We start from the raw sequence: 16,302 nt of genomic DNA, 5'->3' as shown, positions 1-16,302 counted from the left end.
CCCAGCGCCGCGAGCCGGACCAGGTGAAGATCCTCTCCGGCGTATTCGAGGGGGTGACCACCGGGACCAGCATTGGCCTGCTGATTGAGAATACCGACCAGCGTTCTCAGGACTACGGCGCCATTAAGGACGTTTTCCGCCCTGGACACGCTGACTACACCTACGAGCAGAAATATGGCCTGCGCGACTATCGCGGCGGCGGTCGTTCCTCTGCGCGTGAAACCGCCATGCGCGTGGCCGCAGGGGCGATTGCCAAGAAATTCCTCGCCGCGAAATTTGGTATTGTGATTCGCGGTTGCCTGACCCAGATGGGCGATATTCCGCTGGCGATAAAAGCGTGGGATCAGGTAGAGCAGAACCCGTTCTTCTGCCCGGATCCGGACAAAATCGAAGCGCTTGATGAACTGATGCGCGGCCTGAAGAAAGAGGGCGACTCCATCGGGGCGAAGGTCACCGTGGTGGCCGATGGCGTACCGCCGGGACTGGGCGAGCCGGTATTCGACCGTCTGGATGCCGATATCGCGCACGCGCTGATGAGCATCAATGCGGTGAAGGGCGTGGAAATTGGCGATGGTTTTGAGGTGGTGAAGCTACGCGGCAGCGAAAACCGCGATGAAATTACCAAAGCGGGCTTCCAGAGCAACCACGCGGGCGGCATTCTCGGCGGCATCAGCAGCGGTCAGCAGATCGTGGCGAATATCGCGCTGAAGCCGACCTCCAGCATCACCGTCCCGGGTCACACGATCAATCGCTTTGGCGAAGAAGTTGAGATGATCACCAAAGGGCGTCACGATCCTTGCGTCGGTATTCGCGCGGTACCTATTGCCGAAGCGATGCTGGCGATCGTGTTAATGGATCACTTTATGCGTCAGCGCGCGCAAAACGGCGACGTGACGACATCAATTCCACGCTGGTAATAGATGAAAAAAACCGTTATCGCACTGCTGGCGCTCCTTGCCAGCGGTACCAGCCTGGCGGCAACGCCGTGGCAGAAAATCACGCAGCCCGTTAGCGGCAGCCCGCAGTCCATTGGCGCGTTTGCCAATGGCTGTATCGTTGGCGCGCAGGCACTGCCGTTAAACGCCACCAGCTATCAGGTGATGCGTACCGATCAAAACCGCTACTTCGGCCATCCGGACCTCGTGCAGTTTATTCAACGTCTGAGCAATCAGGCGCACAATAAAGGCATGGGAACGGTGCTGATTGGCGACATGGGGATGCCGGCCGGGGGACGCTTTAACGGCGGCCACGCCAGCCATCAGTCCGGACTGGACGTCGATATTTTTCTTCAGCTGCCGCAGGCGCGCTGGAGTTCAGCTCAGCTGCTGAAGCCGCAGGCGCTGGACCTGGTGGCCCGCGACGGCAAACGTGTAGTGCCGTCGCTATGGAGCCCGCAAATCAGCCAGCTGATTAAGATGGCGGCGCAAGATAGCGACGTTACGCGTATTTTCGTCAACCCGGCCATTAAGCAGCAGCTGTGCCTGGATGCCGGTAGCGATCGCGACTGGCTACGCAAAGTTCGCCCATGGTTCCAGCACCGAGCGCATATGCACGTGCGCCTGCGCTGCCCGGCAGGCAGCCTCGAGTGTGAAGACCAGGCCCCGCCTCCGGCGGGCGATGGCTGCGGTGCGGAATTGCAAAGCTGGTTTGAACCCCCTAAGCCAGGATCAACCCCTCCTGTGAAGAAGACGCCGCCTCCGCTGCCGCCTTCCTGCCAGGCGCTACTGGATGAGCATATTCTTTAATGGATAGTTTTATCGACGTTTTTATGGTGTCACCGACGGTACTGGTCGTACTGTTCTTCGTGGCCATTCTGGCGGGATTTATCGATTCACTGGCGGGCGGCGGCGGGTTATTGACCGTCCCGGCCCTGATGGCGGCGGGTCTTCCCCCTGCGCAGGCGTTGGCCACCAACAAGCTGCAGGCCTGCGGCGGGTCGCTTTCCGCTTCACTGTATTTCATTCGCCGCAAGGTGGTGAATCTTGCCGACCAGAAGCTCAATATTCTGATGACCTTTCTCGGCTCGACCGGCGGCGCGCTGCTGGTTCAGCACGTTCAGTCCGACGTTCTTAAGCAAATACTGCCCATTCTGGTTATCGGTATCGGCCTCTATTTTCTGCTGATGCCGAAGCTCGGCGAAGAGGACCGGCAGCGCCGTCTGTATGGCCTGCCGTTTGCCCTGATTGCCGGCGGCTGCGTCGGTTTTTACGACGGTTTCTTTGGCCCGGGCGCCGGATCTTTTTACGCGCTGGCTTTCGTCACCCTCGCGGGGTTCAATCTGGCGAAATCGACCGCGCATGCAAAATTGCTGAACGCGACGTCTAACGTTGGCGGCCTGCTGTTGTTTATTATTGGCGGCAAGGTGATATGGGCTACCGGCTTTGTGATGCTGGCCGGGCAATTTATCGGCGCCCGCGCGGGATCGCGGCTGGTGCTGAGCAAAGGACAGTCACTGATTCGACCGATGATCGTCGTGGTGTCGGCGGTGATGAGTGCAAAACTGCTTTATGACAGCCATGGACAGGAGTTCCTCCAGTGGCTGGGGATGAACTAATGAACAGCACGCATAAATATGAACAGCTGATCGAAATCTTCGACGGCTGTTTTGCTGAAGATTTTAATACCCGTCTGATTAAAGGCGATGACGAACCGATCTATCTTCCGGCAGATGATGACGTGCCTTACAACCGTATCGTCTTTGCCCACGGCTTTTACGCCAGCGGACTGCACGAGATATCGCACTGGTGCATTGCCGGGAAGGCGCGACGTGAGCTGGTAGATTTCGGTTACTGGTACTGTCCGGACGGTCGCGACGCGATGACCCAGTCTCAATTTGAAGACGTTGAGGTGAAGCCTCAGGCGTTTGACTGGCTGTTTTGCGTGGCGGCGGGATATCCATTTAACGTCAGCTGCGACAACCTGGAAGGGGATTTTGAGCCTGACCGCATCGCTTTTCAGCGGCGTGTGCATGCCCAGGTGATGACCTATCTGGAGCAGGGGATCCCCGAGCGTCCCGCGCGTTTCATTAAGGCGCTGCAAGAATATTATCAAACGCCGCCCTTAGCGGCAGAACAGTTTCCGTGGCCGGAAGACCTGCACTAAAGCCACGCTTTACATACTATGAGGAAAGAAGATGATCGCGGAGTTTGAATCACGCATTCTGGCGTTAATTGATAATATGGTCGACCACGCCAGTGATGACGAACTGTTTGCCGGCGGTTATCTGCGCGGCCACCTGACGCTGGCGGTGGCCGAGTTGGAAGGAGAGGGCGAGCATACTACGCAAGCGGTACATGACAAAGTAGCCCAGAGCCTGGAAAAAGCCATCAGCGCGGGCGAACTGTCGCCGCCGGATCAGATTCTGGTGCAGGAAATGTGGAACAGTCTGTATCAGAAGGCGATGCAGAAATAGTTCTGCTCTCCGCCAAAGCCCGGCGATCGCTCCGCCGGGCCCGTTTTCCCTCGATTATTTCACCGCTTTCCCTTTCAGCAGCTTTCTGACCCATAGCCGGTTAGGGTTCAGTGCCGCCAGCGTTTCTTTATCCATAGGTAATGGCTCATTGCTCATTTGCGACGCCAGAATTTCAGCCGCCAGCGGCGCGGAGCACAGGCCGCGTGAACCCAGCGCGCCCAGCATATACAGGTTGCGGTAAACCGGCGCTTCTCCGGCCTGCTCCTGACGTTCAGCCAGCGAGGCATATTCGCGTAAGGTGGCCTCATAATCAGGCACGCTGCCGACCATCGGCAAATGATCGCGGGTTGCGCAGCGCACGCCGCTGCGGGCCTGATTAGCGCTCACGTCTACCTCCCGCGTCCATTCCGCCTGCGGGAAACAGTCAATCAGGCGCTGGCGATTCTGCTGCTGATCCTCGGCGCTAAACGCGGCCTCTGCCTGTCCGCGGTGGTAGCTTGCGCCAATGCAGTGTTGCTGATTATGCGGGTTTTGCGGCGTCAGGTAGCCGTTGTAGCACAGGACCTGGCGCAATTTCGATAGCCCTGGCGTCGTCGGAATATGGCTAACCTGACCGGCAACCGGGTACATGGGAAGATGCTCCGTCTGGCTAAAGCGGGTCAGCTGATGGCCGTTGGCCAGCACCACGACCTCGTGGTACTGCCGCTGGTTTAATTGCCAGCCGTTGTTGTCTGCGCTGAGCTCCGTGACCGGATAATCGTAGCGCACGCGCAATCCGCGAGTAGCGGCGAGGGCCAACAGTTCAGCGGTTAACTGCTGCGGACAAAGCCAGCCGCCGGCAGGATAGGCGATGCCCCCGCAGCCGGTTTCCACACCGGTTTGTTGCGCAGTGGTTCGGGGGTCCACGGCGACGGCGATTTCCGGCGGCAGGTTAAGCGCAATCATCTGGGCGATTTTCTGCGCGCTTTTCGTATCCCAGCCCAGCTGCGTCACGCCGCACCAGTCATGATCGAACATCACCGGCAGAGCGTCATACAGGCGGCGGGCGAAAGTAAATGCCGCCGGGAAGAAGCGGGCCAGGGCGGGATCGTGCTGGCTGAGCAGCGGATAGAGCGCGCCCTGGCGGTTTCCGGATGCGCCTTCAGCCGGCGCGCTGTCGGCGCAGTATAACGTTACCTGCCATCCGCGGCGCAGCAGCGCCAGCGCGAGCAGGGCGCTGGCGATCCCCCCGCCGATAATCGCGGCATCGCGCTGTTCCGTACCGCAGCGGGTAAACCACGGCGCGCGCGCGGGGATCTCCGGCATTTCACGCATTTCGCCGGTCAGCATTTCGCGCTTGCGGCCAAAACCCTTGCGCTTCTGCATGCTGAAACCGGCCTCCTGCAGGCCGCGGCGGACAAAGCCGGCGGAGGTGAAGGTGGCCAGAGTACCGCCGGGTCTTGCCAGACGAGCCATCGCCGCAAACAGCTCCGCCGTCCACATGTCCGGGTTTTTGGCCGGGGCAAAGCCATCAAGAAACCAGGCGTCTACCTGCTGATTAAGCGAATCATCGAGCTCGTTAGTCAGTTCATTAATATCGCCAAACCACAAATCCAGCGTGACCCGCCCTTCATCCAGCAGCAGACGATGGCAGCCCGCGATGGGCAGAGGCCACTGCGCCTGCAGCTGCTCGGCCCAGGTTGCAAGCTCCGGCCAGCGCTGGTGGGCAAGGCGCAGGTCCTCCGCTTTCAGCGGAAATTTTTCGAAACTGATGAAATGTAATCTTTGCAGGGTAGCTTCTGGATTATCGCGGTGAAAAACGTCAAACGCCTGCCACAGCGTGAGGAAATTCAGGCCGGTACCGAACCCGCTTTCGGCAACCACAAAGAACGGGCGTGCATGCTCAGGGAAGCGTTCCTTGAGCTGGTTTCCGTCGAGGAAAACGTAGCGCGTCTCTTCCAGACCGTTGTCATTGGAAAAGTAGACATCGTCAAAATCTCGGGAAACAGGTGTACCCTCAGCGTTGAATTCCAGGTTGGCGGGTTGTATGGCGTTTTGTTTCACGTAAGTTACTCGAATCACAAGGCGTAGAACGATCTTAACGATGTGTGCCTGAGGGCGCAAATTTATACACAAATTGGCTGATCGGACTTGTTCGGCGTACAAGTGTACGCTATTGTGCGACTCGAAACTTAATATAGTGCGACTTACAGAGGTATTGAATGAAACGTGCAGTGATTACTGGCCTGGGCATCGTTTCCAGTATTGGTAATAACCAGCAGGAAGTCCTGGCATCTCTGCGTGAAGGACGCTCCGGGATCACTTTCTCTGAAGAGTTTAAAGATTCAGGAATGCGCAGCCACGTATGGGGCAACGTCAAACTGGACACCGCCGGCTTGATTGACCGTAAAGTGGTTCGTTTCATGAACGATGCCTCTATCTATTCCTATCTTTCCATGCAGCAGGCAATTGAAGATGCTGGCCTGAAAGATGAAGTCTATCAGCAAAACCCGCGCGTGGGCCTGATTGCCGGTTCTGGCGGTTCTTCTAAATCTCAGGTTTTCGGCGCTGATGCAATGCGCAGCCCGCGCGGTCTGAAAGCGGTTGGCCCGTACGTGGTGACCAAAGCGATGGCGTCCGCGGTATCCGCTTGCCTTGCAACACCGTTCAAAATCTACGGCGTGAACTACTCCATCAGCTCTGCCTGTGCGACTTCCGCACACTGCATCGGTAACGCTGTTGAACAAATCCAGCTGGGCAAACAGGACATCGTGTTTGCCGGCGGCGGCGAAGAGCTGTGCTGGGAAATGGCGTGTGAATTCGACGCGATGGGCGCGCTGTCCACCAAATCCAACGAAACGCCAGAAAAAGCGTCTCGTACCTATGACACCCACCGTGATGGATTCGTTATCGCGGGCGGCGGCGGTATGGTGGTGGTTGAAGAGCTGGAACATGCTCTGGCGCGCGGCGCGCACATCTATGCTGAAATCGTTGGCTACGGCGCAACATCCGATGGCGCAGATATGGTTGCCCCGTCAGGTGAAGGCGCGGTTCGCTGCATGAAGATGGCGATGGACGGCGTTGACACGCCGATTGACTATCTGAACTCCCACGGTACTTCTACTCCGGTAGGCGATGTGAAGGAGCTGGGGGCGATTCGTGAAGTCTTCGGTGATAACAGCCCGGCGATCTCCGCGACCAAAGCGATGACCGGCCACTCCCTGGGCGCCGCTGGCGTACAGGAAGCTATCTACTCCCTGCTGATGCTGGAACACGGCTTTATTGCGCCGAGCATCAACATTGAAGAGATGGACGAGCAGGCAGCCGGCCTGAATATCGTGACCGAGCCGACCGAACGCGCGCTGACAACCGTGATGTCTAACAGCTTCGGCTTTGGCGGGACTAACGCCACGCTGGTCATGCGCAAATACCGCGCATAACGAACACGCTTTACAAGGGGAGCCAACGGGCTCCCTTTTTGTATTCTTGACAGACCCCCGGGAGAAAAGGCAAACTCCTGCCACAACATTATTCTCTCAGATAATGCGTAAGCGTTTAACGTCATCCAACGCGCCTTAACCCTGATAATCAGGTGGAGAGGGCGTGGTCTCACCTCGCCTTACTCTGCGAACTGGAGTAAAGCATGTCCGCAGTCACTGAAACAAAACGCACTCCTTCAGCGAATGGTTCGCTGTTTCGGATCACGTTCGCCGTTTTTCTCACCTATATGACCGTCGGCCTGCCGCTACCGGTTATCCCTTTGTTTGTCCATCAGGAACTGGGATTTGGCAATACCATGGTTGGCGTCGCCGTCGGTATCCAGTTTCTGGCGACCGTATTAACCCGCGGCTATGCCGGCCGCCTTGCCGATCAGTACGGCGCCAAACGCTCTGTCCTGCAGGGGATGTTGGCCTGCGCGCTGGCGGGGGGCGCCTGGCTGTGCGCCGCGCTGCTGCCGGTGCCGGTCATGGCGAAGTTTGGCCTGCTGGTGCTTGGCCGCCTGATCCTGGGTTTTGGTGAAAGCCAGTTGCTCACCGGTAATTTAAGCTGGGGGATGGGGCTGGTGGGGCCCATGCGCTCCGGTAAAGTCATGTCGTGGAACGGTATGGCGATATATGGCTCTCTGGCGGCCGGGGCGCCGCTGGGGCTGCTGATCTACAGCCATTACGGCGTCGAGACGCTGGCCTGCGTCACCATGGTGCTGCCGTTAGTGGCCTGGGCGATTAACGGCACGGTGCGTAAAATTCCTGCTCACGGCGGCGAGCGGCCGTCGCTGTGGAGCGTGGTGGGAATGATCTGGCGGCCCGGTATCGGTCTTGGCCTTCAGGGCGTCGGCTTCGCGGTAATTGGCACATTTGTCTCTTTGTATTTCGCCAGCAACGGTTGGGCGATGGCCGGTTTTACGCTGACCGCATTTGGCGGGGCGTTTGTCCTGATGCGCGTTCTGTTTGGCTGGATGCCAGACCGCTTCGGTGGGGTGAAAGTGGCCATCGTTTCGCTGCTGATTGAAGCGATAGGCCTGGCGCTGCTCTGGCAGGCGCCCAATGCCTGGATCGCGCTGGCGGGGGCGGCGCTCACCGGCTGCGGATGCTCGCTTATCTTCCCGGCGCTGGGCGTCGAGGTCGTGAAGCGGGTACCGCCGCAGGTACGAGGAACGGCACTTGGCGGCTATGCCGCGTTTCAGGATATCTCTTACGGCGTCACCGGCCCGCTTACCGGGCTGCTGGCGACTTCGTTGGGCTACTCTTCCGTCTTCCTGGCCGCGGCAATATGCGCCGTGCTGGGGATTCTGGTTAGCCTGGTGTCGCTGCGTAAGTAGCGCTTCATTCGGCCCGGCATGCGGGCCGATGATATCTCCTTAAATCACCAGCCACAGCAGGGCAAGCACCACGATAGCTGCCAGCGCGATAACCCACGGTTTTTTCAATACCAGCCACGGTGAGGCGGGAGGCGCCTGAACCGGCGGAATCGCCAGCGTCTCCTGGGCTCTGGCGACCCTGAGCACGAAAATTTTGTTGAGCAGCGTCAGCAGCTGCGCCGCGCTGAGCGGCGTTTGCGCCGTCGCGTGCCAGTGGGTTTGGGCAAAATCCATCACTCTTTGCCATTCCGCGGCTTCAAGCGGCTGTTTTAATGCGGCCTGCAGCGAGGTCAGCGTCGGCGCAGCCTGCGAACTGAGCGTTTGCCGGGCATGTAGCCAGTACGAGAGGGGAGTGAAGTGGGTCGCCGGGATCAGCTCTCCGCTCTTGACGCCGCTTAGCTCCAGCATGGATTGCCAGATAAGCTTGCTGGACTCGCCGGTGGCCGCGGCGAGTTTAGTCACCTGCTGATTGAGCGTGTTGTGCTCCGCGGGCAGCAGCGGACGATGCGTTGGCGGGCGCTGCTGCGGCTGAGGAATCGAGAGCTGGCCGCTTTGCAGGAGCTGCAGAACATTCTCCAGCTGCGGCTGGGACAAGGCATGCAGGGCGGTTTGACCGTCATGCTGACGAATATAATCGCTGACCGCCTGGCGATTGTTGCCCTGATTTAGCAGCTCGCTCAGCTGCGCCAGGATTTGCCGACGGTGATGATTTTGCTGGGCGAGGATTAGGCGCTGGTTCAGGCTGTTCTCGGCGGCGGCAAAATGGCTTGCCAGCAGCGGCGCGTCGTTTTTCAGGCTCAGATCGTGTTTTACGCAGGCCCACACTTCCGCATTTTGCTGGGATGTTAAAGCCACCAGGCGCGTAATGAGCCGCTCAAGCGCGGTACGCTGTTGAGTGGTGAGCGGAGGTTCGCCTGAGCCCGGAGGGCGATCGGGCATACCTGAAACGGGTTGCGTCATGATTAATCCTTTGCGTATTGCTGTACTAAATTACTGTACTAAGGGCCGGGTGGTGATGTTCCTGGCGGGCAGATTATGGCACACTTCCCCGGTTTACTCTCGCTCTCAGACAGGTACTGAACCGTGAAAATCCTCGTTGATGAAAATATGCCCTATGCGCGCGAGCTTTTTAGCCGCCTGGGGGAAGTGAAGGCCGTTGCAGGTCGCCCTGTCCCGGTTGAAGCGCTGAATGACGCCGATGCGCTGATGGTGCGATCCGTCACCAAAGTTAACGAAGCGCTACTTTCTGGCAAAGCGATCAAATTTGTTGGCACCGCGACGGCGGGTACCGATCATGTCGATCAGGCGTGGCTACAGCAGGCGGGAATCGGTTTTTCCGCGGCGCCGGGCTGCAACGCTATCGCGGTGGTGGAATATGTGTTTTCCGCGCTGCTCATGCTGGCCGAGCGTGACGGTTTTGCGCTGGCCGACCGTACCGTCGGGATCGTGGGCGTCGGCAACGTGGGCGGGCGTCTGCAAAAACGCCTTGAGGCGCTGGGAATCAAAACGCTGCTCTGCGATCCGCCGCGCGCCGATCGCGGCGACGAGGGGGATTTCCGCTCTCTTGACGAGCTGGTGCAGGACGCGGACATTTTGACGTTCCATACCCCGCTCTATAAGGAAGGGCAGTACAAAACGCTGCACCTGGCGGATGAGGCGCTGATTCGCCGCCTGAAGCCGGGGACGATTTTAATCAACGCCTGCCGTGGTCCGGTGGTGGATAACGCCGCGCTGCTGCAGCGGCTGCAGGCCGGGCAGGCATTAAGCGTGGTGCTGGATGTCTGGGAGCCGGAGCCGGATCTGAATACCGAATTGCTCAAGCGGGTGGATATTGGTACGCCGCATATTGCCGGCTATACCCTTGAAGGCAAAGCGCGCGGTACGACGCAGGTTTTTGAGGCCTACAGCGCGTTTATTGGTCATCCACAGCAGGTGGCGCTGGACACGTTGCTACCGGCGCCGGAGTTTGGCCGCATTACGCTGCACGGGCCGCTCGATCAGGCAACGCTAAAACGGCTGGCGCATTTGGTGTATGATGTGCGCCGCGATGATGCGCCGCTGCGAAAAGTCGCGGGCGCTGCGGGCGAGTTCGACAAACTGCGCAAAAATTATCAGGAACGCCGTGAATGGTCTTCGCTATACGTACAGTGCAGCGATGCGCAGGCGGCGACGCTGTTGCGCCAGCTGGGCTTTAACGCCGTTCATCATCCTGTTCGTTAATATCATCTTAATGCTCCTGCTGGATAATCCGGCAGGGCCGCTTTTTTCTGGAGTACACCACCATGTCTGAAGGCTGGAATATTGCCGTACTGGGCGCAACGGGCGCCGTAGGCGAAGCCCTGTTCGAAACGCTTGCCGATCGTCAGTTCCCGGTGGGGGATATTTATGCGCTGGCGCGTAGCGATAGCGCCGGTGAACATCTGCGTTTTTCGGGCAAGTCGGTTATCGTTCAGGATGCGGCGGAATTCGACTGGACCCAGGCCCAGCTGGCCTTTTTTGCCGCCGGTGTAGAAGCCTCCGCCGCGTATATCGAAGACGCCACTAACGCGGGCTGCCTGGTGATTGATTTAAGCGGTCTGTTTGCGCTGGAGCCGGACGTGCCGCTGGTGGTGCCGGATGTTAACCCGTTCGTACTGGCGGATTACCGCAATCGTAACGTTATCTCGGTCGCGAATAGCCTGACCAGCCAGCTGCTGTCGGCGTTGAAACCGTTGATCGATCGGGGCGGCCTGGCGCGTATCAGCGTGACCAGCCTGCTTTCCGCTTCCGCTCACGGTAAAAAAGCGGTCGATGCCCTCGCGGGGCAGAGCGCCAAATTGCTTAACGGTATTCCGATCGATGAAGATGATTTCTTCGGCCGTCAGCTGGCGTTCAATATGCTGCCGCTGCTGCCCGATCGTGAAGGAAGCGTGCGTGAAGAGCGCCGTATTGTCGATGAGGTCCGCAAAATCCTGCAGGATGATGGCCTGATGATCTCCGCAAACGTTGTTCAGTCGCCGGTGTTTTACGGCCACGCGCAGATGGTGAGTTTTGAAGCGCAGCGTCCGCTGGCCGCCGAAGAGGCGCGCGATGCCTTTAGCCTTGGCGAAGATATCGAACTGTCCGAAGAGGGTGAGTTCCCGACGCAGGTCGGCGATGCTTCCGGTAACGCCCGCCTTTCCGTCGGCTGCGTGCATAACGACTACGGTATGCCTGAGCAGGTACAGTTCTGGTCCGTCGCCGATAACGTCCGTTTTGGCGGCGCGCTGATGGCGGTGAAAATCGCTGAGAAGCTGGTTCAGGAGTATTTGTACTGATGTCTGAGATGGAGCAGCCGCCGGTCTACAAAATCGCGCTGGGCATCGAATACGATGGCAGTAAGTACTACGGCTGGCAGCGGCAGAACGAAGTCCGCAGCGTACAGGAGAAGCTGGAAAAGGCGCTCTCGCAGGTAGCGAACGAGCCTGTTAACGTTTTTTGTGCGGGTCGTACGGATGCCGGCGTTCACGGTACCGGTCAGGTCGTGCATTTTGAAACCCGCGCGCAGCGTCAGGATGCCGCATGGACGCTGGGCGTAAATGCGAATTTGCCCGGCGACATTGCGGTGCGCTGGGTAAAGCCGGTTCCACCGGATTTTCATGCCCGCTTCAGCGCCACGGCGCGTCGCTATCGTTATGTTATCTATAATCATCGTCTGCGGCCGGCGGTATTGAGCCGCGGCGTAACCCATTATTACCTCCCGCTGGATGCGGAGCGGATGCAGCGCGCCGCTCAGTGTCTGCTGGGAGAGAATGATTTCACCTCGTTTCGTGCGGTACAGTGCCAGTCGCGCACGCCGTGGCGCAACGTGATGCATATTAACGTCACCCGTTATGGTGCATATGTGGTGGTGGACATCAAAGCGAATGCCTTTGTACATCATATGGTAAGGAACATTGTCGGCAGTCTGATGGAAGTAGGTGCCGGTAACCAGCCAGAGAGCTGGATTGCAGAACTTCTGGCGGCAAAAGACAGGACGCTTGCCGCCGCAACGGCAAAGGCGGAAGGATTGTATCTGGTGTCGGTGGACTACCCGGCCCACTACGACCTCCCGGTCATGCCGATGGGCCCGCTGTTTCTGGCGGACTAACCGGGTTATTAAGGGCTAACGCAAACTATGGACCTGATTCACTTTTTAATTGATTTTATCCTGCATATTGATGTGCATCTGGCTGAGCTGGTCGCGGAGTACGGCATTTGGGTATACGCGATTTTATTTTTGATTCTGTTCTGCGAAACTGGCCTGGTGGTCACGCCGTTCCTGCCGGGGGATTCGCTGCTGTTTGTGGCAGGCGCGCTCTCCGCGCTGCCGACCAACGATCTCAACGTGCATTTAATGGTGCTGCTGATGGTCATTGCCGCGATTGTTGGCGATGCCTTGAACTACACGATTGGCCGGCTGTTTGGCGAAAAGCTCTTCAGTAATCCCAATTCGAAAATTTTCCGCCGCAGCTACCTGGATAAGACCCATAGCTTCTACGAACGCCACGGCGGTAAGACCATCATCCTGGCCCGTTTCGTGCCGATCGTCAGAACGTTTGCGCCGTTTGTGGCGGGAATGGGGCATATGTCCTATCGTCATTTTGCGATGTATAACGTTGTTGGCGCGCTGCTGTGGGTACTGTTATTTACCTACGCGGGTTATCTGTTCGGCGATTTGCCGATCGTCCAGGAAAACCTTAAGCTGCTGATCGTGGCGATTATCGTCCTGTCCGTATTGCCGGGCGTGATTGAAGTTATCCGCCACAAGCGGGCGGCGGCGAAACAGGCGAAATAACGCGGCGACAATCTTCGGGCGGTATGCCGCCGCCCGAAGAGTGAAGTGTGAGCGGTTCGACCACTTTTTTATCCCATGTTACGGGATGTTATGATTTAATGTGCAACATTCATGGTCTGTAAGGGGCAAAAATGGCATTATGCGCCCCTTGCGACAAAACTGGCATCGACCAGGTTCAGGTAGAAAGGTTATCAATGAGCTGGATTGAACGAATTAAAAGCAATATAACCCCCACCCGTAAGGCAAGTATCCCTGAAGGTGTATGGACCAAGTGCGACAGCTGCGGTCAGGTATTGTACCGCGCAGAGCTGGAGCGCAACCTGGAGGTTTGCCCTAAGTGCGATCACCACATGCGTATGTCGGCGCGCAACCGCCTGCATAGCCTGCTGGACGAAGGTTCCCTCGTGGAGCTGGGAAGCGAGCTCGAGCCGAAAGATGTGCTGAAGTTCCGCGATTCGAAAAAGTATAAAGACCGTCTGGCGTCCGCCCAGAAAGAGACCGGCGAAAAAGACGCGCTGGTGGTCATGAAAGGCACCCTGCATGATATGCCGGTTGTTGCCGCCGCTTTCGAATTCTCCTTTATGGGTGGGTCGATGGGCTCCGTGGTCGGCGCGCGCTTTGTTCGCGCGGTTGAGCAGGCTCTGGAAGACAACTGCCCGCTGATTTGCTTCTCCGCATCCGGCGGCGCCCGTATGCAGGAAGCGCTGATGTCGCTGATGCAGATGGCGAAAACCTCCGCTGCGCTGGCGAAAATGCAGGAGCGCGGCTTGCCGTATATCTCCGTGCTGACCGACCCAACCATGGGCGGCGTGTCTGCGAGCTTTGCGATGCTGGGCGATCTCAACATCGCTGAGCCAAAAGCGCTGATCGGCTTTGCCGGCCCCCGCGTTATCGAGCAGACCGTTCGCGAGAAGCTGCCGCCGGGATTCCAGCGCAGCGAGTTCCTGATTGAGAAAGGGGCGATCGACATGATCGTACGCCGCCCGGAAATGCGTCTGAAGCTGGCCAGCATTCTGGCGAAGCTGATGAACCTTCCGGCGCCAAATCCGGAACCCGCTCACGAAGGTGAGGTGGTGCCACCGGTGCCGGATCAGGAACCAGAGGCCTGATAATGCAGAGGGCAGGCCTGACGGCGCTGCCCTTTTTTTACGCGTAGTTATCCTAACTCTTGCCGGACATCATGGAAAAACAACCTATTCCTCAGGCCACGTCGCCCCTGGCTACGTGGCTTTCTTATCTGGAACATCTGCACAGCAAAACTATCGATCTCGGGCTGGCGCGCGTCAGCGAGGTCGCGCAGCGGATGGCGGTAATGAAACCTGCGCCGTTTGTCTTTACGGTGGCGGGGACCAACGGCAAAGGCACCACCTGCCGTACCCTGGAGTCGGTGCTGATGGCGGCGGGCTATAAGGTTGGCGTTTACAGTTCGCCGCATCTGGTGCGCTACACAGAGCGGGTGCGGGTGCAGGGCGAAGAGCTGGCGGAGCTCGCGCATACGACCTCTTTTGCCGAAATTGAAGCCGCGCGCGGCGAGATCTCCCTGAGCTATTTCGAGTTTGGCACACTCTCCGCGCTGTGGCTGTTTCAGCAGGCGCGGCTGGATGTGGTGATTCTTGAGGTGGGCCTGGGCGGCCGCCTGGATGCGACCAATATCGTCGATGCTGACGTGGCGGTGGTGACCAGTATTGCCCTCGACCATACCGACTGGCTGGGGCCCGATCGCGAAAGCATCGGCCGCGAAAAGGCGGGGATTTTCCGCCCTGGTAAACCGGCTGTCGTCGGCGAACCCGATATGCCGTTGACCATCGCTGAGGTGGCGAGCGATAAAGGGGCGCGGCTCCTGCGCCGTGACGTTGACTGGCAGTATGACGCCCGTGAACAAGGCTGGTCCTTCCGCGATCGTCAGGGGGCGTTAAGCGACCTGCCGCTGCCGCAGGTCCCGCTGCCGAATGCGGCTACGGCGATTGCGGCCTTGCGCGCCAGCGGGCTTAAGGTCAACGAGCAGGCGTTGCGCGATGGCGTTCAAAACGCGATGCTGCCGGGGCGTTTTCAGATAATCAGCGATGCTCCCCGGACGATCCTGGATGTTGCCCATAATCCGCATGCGGCGGCCTATCTCGCCGGGCGTCTCAAAACCTTATCGAAAACGGGGCGCGTGCTGGCGGTTATTGGTATGCTGCATGACAAGGATATCGCAGGAACGCTGGCAAATTTGCAGGCCGAAGTTGACGACTGGTACTGCGCGCCGCTGGAAGGCCCGCGCGGAGCCACGGCGGAGCAGCTGCTGGAACATTTGCGCGCAGGTAAAGTCTATACTAGCGTCGCTGAGGCGTGGCATGCCGCGATGGCGGACGCCGGGCCTGAAGATACGGTGCTGGTGTGTGGTTCATTCCATACGGTGGCGCATGTAATGGAAGAAATAGACGCGGGGAGAATCGGTGGCGAGTAAGTTTCAGAACCGTTTAGTCGGGACGATTGTGCTGGTGGCGCTGGGGGTGATTATCCTGCCAGGGCTGCTGGATGGTCAGAAAAAACATTATCAGGATGAGTTTGCCGCCATTCCTCTGGTGCCAAAACCGGGGGATCGCGATGAGCCGGATATGCTGCCAGCGGCGACCCAGGCGCTGCCTTCTCAGCCTCCTGAAGGGGCGGCGGAAGAGGTGAGGGCCGGCGATGCCGCTGCGCCATCGCTGGATCCGTCGCGTATACCGGTGAACAACAACAGCTTTGATGTGGTGCAGGAGCCGGTTGTGACGCCTAAGCCACAGCCGAAACCTCAGCCGAAGCCTCAGCCTAAGCCGGTAGATAAACCACAGACGCAGCAGGTTGCGGCGCAGACGCCGCCGCCTAAACCGCAGCAGCAGGCTGAAATCCCGGCACCGACCGGCAAAGCGTATGTTGTGCAGCTAGGCGCGCTGAAGAACGCCGATAAGGTTAACGAGATTGTTGGTAAGCTGCGTGCTTCTGGCTTTAAAGTTTACACGTCGCCTTCGACGCCGGTGCAGGGTAAAATCACCCGTATTCTCGTGGGGCCGGATACTTCGAAGGATAAGCTGAAAGGCCAGCTTGGCGAGCTGAAGCAGATTTCAGGACTTAGCGGCGTGGTCATGGGCTACAGCCCGAACTAACTCTCTCTTTTTTAAAGGAGTAGAGGGCCGGAACCCCTGTCTGACGCGCCCTGAAGAGGCGAAAGACAGTATGGCGTTGAATGTTTTTTCAGCGCCATTTTTATTTCTGTAGGGCACGGAAATCCCTACG

General features: G+C 58.5%; 16 protein-coding genes. 14 read left to right on the top strand and 2 right to left on the bottom strand.

Annotated features, from left to right (window positions below; all coding sequences use genetic code 11):
* From aroC to HMPREF1144_RS27540, 5 genes are all read left to right on the top strand, one after another.
* Positions 1-917, top strand: a 917-nt coding sequence (aroC, locus tag HMPREF1144_RS27560) for a chorismate synthase (RefSeq protein ID WP_009654667.1), incomplete at its 5' end; no start/stop codon positions are given.
* A 3-nt stretch (positions 918-920) separates the two neighbouring features.
* The gene (gene mepA / locus HMPREF1144_RS27555) at positions 921-1,745 is read left to right on the top strand and encodes a penicillin-insensitive murein endopeptidase (protein WP_004852904.1); all 825 of its coding nucleotides are present in this window, start codon (positions 921-923) and stop codon (positions 1,743-1,745) included.
* Positions 1,745-2,554 carry a sulfite exporter TauE/SafE family protein gene (locus tag HMPREF1144_RS27550; protein WP_004852903.1) on the top strand — a complete coding sequence of 270 codons (810 nt, stop codon included), beginning with the start codon at positions 1,745-1,747 and terminating at the stop codon, positions 2,552-2,554. The genes mepA and HMPREF1144_RS27550 overlap by 1 nt, the downstream gene beginning before the upstream one ends.
* Positions 2,554-3,102, top strand: coding sequence for an elongation factor P hydroxylase (locus tag HMPREF1144_RS27545; RefSeq protein ID WP_009654657.1), 549 nt, complete (start codon positions 2,554-2,556; stop codon positions 3,100-3,102). The genes HMPREF1144_RS27550 and HMPREF1144_RS27545 overlap by 1 nt, the downstream gene beginning before the upstream one ends.
* A gap of 31 nt (positions 3,103-3,133) precedes the next feature.
* Positions 3,134-3,412 carry a YfcL family protein gene (locus HMPREF1144_RS27540; protein ID WP_004852901.1) on the top strand — a complete coding sequence of 93 codons (279 nt, stop codon included), beginning with the start codon at positions 3,134-3,136 and terminating at the stop codon, positions 3,410-3,412.
* Between the two features lie 54 nt (positions 3,413-3,466).
* Here the strand turns inward: HMPREF1144_RS27540 and mnmC are convergent, their stop codons facing one another.
* Entirely contained in the window at positions 3,467-5,455 is a 1,989-nt protein-coding gene (gene mnmC, locus HMPREF1144_RS27535) for a bifunctional tRNA (5-methylaminomethyl-2-thiouridine)(34)-methyltransferase MnmD/FAD-dependent 5-carboxymethylaminomethyl-2-thiouridine(34) oxidoreductase MnmC (protein ID WP_009654649.1), read from the bottom strand.
* 158 nt (positions 5,456-5,613) lie between these two features.
* Between mnmC and fabB the strand changes: the two genes are divergently transcribed.
* Positions 5,614-6,831: a beta-ketoacyl-ACP synthase I gene (gene fabB / locus HMPREF1144_RS27530; RefSeq protein WP_009654648.1), complete on the top strand. Its 1,218-nt coding sequence runs from the start codon at positions 5,614-5,616 to the stop codon at positions 6,829-6,831.
* Between the two features lie 203 nt (positions 6,832-7,034).
* Complete coding sequence (locus HMPREF1144_RS27525; RefSeq protein ID WP_004852898.1) at positions 7,035-8,210, top strand: MFS transporter; 1,176 nt, start codon at positions 7,035-7,037, stop codon at positions 8,208-8,210.
* 39 nt (positions 8,211-8,249) lie between these two features.
* Here the strand turns inward: HMPREF1144_RS27525 and flk are convergent, their stop codons facing one another.
* Positions 8,250-9,209 carry a flagella biosynthesis regulator Flk gene (flk, locus tag HMPREF1144_RS27520; RefSeq protein WP_004852897.1) on the bottom strand — a complete coding sequence of 320 codons (960 nt, stop codon included), beginning with the start codon at positions 9,207-9,209 and terminating at the stop codon, positions 8,250-8,252.
* Between the two features lie 123 nt (positions 9,210-9,332).
* On the opposite strand from flk, the gene pdxB reads away from it, so the two are divergent.
* The 7 genes from pdxB (at position 9,333) to dedD (ending at position 16,172) form a co-directional block, all read left to right on the top strand.
* The gene (gene pdxB, locus HMPREF1144_RS27515) at positions 9,333-10,469 is read left to right on the top strand and encodes a 4-phosphoerythronate dehydrogenase PdxB (protein WP_009654654.1); all 1,137 of its coding nucleotides are present in this window, start codon (positions 9,333-9,335) and stop codon (positions 10,467-10,469) included.
* 62 nt (positions 10,470-10,531) lie between these two features.
* Entirely contained in the window at positions 10,532-11,545 is a 1,014-nt protein-coding gene (locus HMPREF1144_RS27510) for an aspartate-semialdehyde dehydrogenase (RefSeq protein WP_004852895.1), read from the top strand.
* Complete coding sequence (truA, locus tag HMPREF1144_RS27505; RefSeq protein WP_009654666.1) at positions 11,545-12,357, top strand: tRNA pseudouridine(38-40) synthase TruA; 813 nt, start codon at positions 11,545-11,547, stop codon at positions 12,355-12,357. The genes HMPREF1144_RS27510 and truA overlap by 1 nt, the downstream gene beginning before the upstream one ends.
* Positions 12,358-12,384: 27 nt before the next feature.
* On the top strand, positions 12,385-13,044 hold the full coding sequence (locus HMPREF1144_RS27500) for a DedA family protein (protein ID WP_004123217.1): 660 nt from the start codon (positions 12,385-12,387) through the stop codon (positions 13,042-13,044).
* A 194-nt stretch (positions 13,045-13,238) separates the two neighbouring features.
* Positions 13,239-14,153 carry an acetyl-CoA carboxylase, carboxyltransferase subunit beta gene (accD, locus tag HMPREF1144_RS27495; RefSeq protein WP_004870882.1) on the top strand — a complete coding sequence of 305 codons (915 nt, stop codon included), beginning with the start codon at positions 13,239-13,241 and terminating at the stop codon, positions 14,151-14,153.
* 71 nt (positions 14,154-14,224) lie between these two features.
* Positions 14,225-15,493, top strand: coding sequence for a bifunctional tetrahydrofolate synthase/dihydrofolate synthase (gene folC, locus HMPREF1144_RS27490; protein ID WP_004852892.1), 1,269 nt, complete (start codon positions 14,225-14,227; stop codon positions 15,491-15,493).
* On the top strand, positions 15,483-16,172 hold the full coding sequence (dedD, locus tag HMPREF1144_RS27485; protein WP_004852890.1) for a cell division protein DedD: 690 nt from the start codon (positions 15,483-15,485) through the stop codon (positions 16,170-16,172). Before folC ends, dedD begins: the two co-directional genes overlap by 11 nt.
* Positions 16,173-16,302 lie beyond the last annotated feature (130 nt).

Source organism: Klebsiella sp. OBRC7 (genome assembly GCF_000293135.1).
Taxonomy (GTDB): Bacteria; Pseudomonadota; Gammaproteobacteria; order Enterobacterales; family Enterobacteriaceae; genus Klebsiella; species Klebsiella michiganensis.
This window is presented reverse-complemented; position numbering and strand designations above follow the sequence as displayed.

Excerpts from the sequence above, each read along its gene's own strand:
- HMPREF1144_RS27525 (WP_004852898.1), top strand. The coding sequence starts at position 7,035 with ATGTCCGCAGTCACTGAAACAAAACGCACTCCTTCAGCGAATGGTTCG.
- folC (WP_004852892.1), top strand. The coding sequence starts at position 14,225 with ATGGAAAAACAACCTATTCCTCAGGCCACGTCGCCCCTGGCTACGTGG.
- HMPREF1144_RS27500 (WP_004123217.1), top strand. The coding sequence starts at position 12,385 with ATGGACCTGATTCACTTTTTAATTGATTTTATCCTGCATATTGATGTG.
- HMPREF1144_RS27540 (WP_004852901.1), top strand. The coding sequence starts at position 3,134 with ATGATCGCGGAGTTTGAATCACGCATTCTGGCGTTAATTGATAATATG.
- mepA (WP_004852904.1), top strand. The coding sequence starts at position 921 with ATGAAAAAAACCGTTATCGCACTGCTGGCGCTCCTTGCCAGCGGTACC.
- truA (WP_009654666.1), top strand. The coding sequence starts at position 11,545 with ATGTCTGAGATGGAGCAGCCGCCGGTCTACAAAATCGCGCTGGGCATC.
- HMPREF1144_RS27550 (WP_004852903.1), top strand. The coding sequence starts at position 1,745 with ATGGATAGTTTTATCGACGTTTTTATGGTGTCACCGACGGTACTGGTC.
- flk (WP_004852897.1), bottom strand. The coding sequence starts at position 9,209 with ATGACGCAACCCGTTTCAGGTATGCCCGATCGCCCTCCGGGCTCAGGC.
- fabB (WP_009654648.1), top strand. The coding sequence starts at position 5,614 with ATGAAACGTGCAGTGATTACTGGCCTGGGCATCGTTTCCAGTATTGGT.
- HMPREF1144_RS27510 (WP_004852895.1), top strand. The coding sequence starts at position 10,532 with ATGTCTGAAGGCTGGAATATTGCCGTACTGGGCGCAACGGGCGCCGTA.
- HMPREF1144_RS27545 (WP_009654657.1), top strand. The coding sequence starts at position 2,554 with ATGAACAGCACGCATAAATATGAACAGCTGATCGAAATCTTCGACGGC.
- accD (WP_004870882.1), top strand. The coding sequence starts at position 13,239 with ATGAGCTGGATTGAACGAATTAAAAGCAATATAACCCCCACCCGTAAG.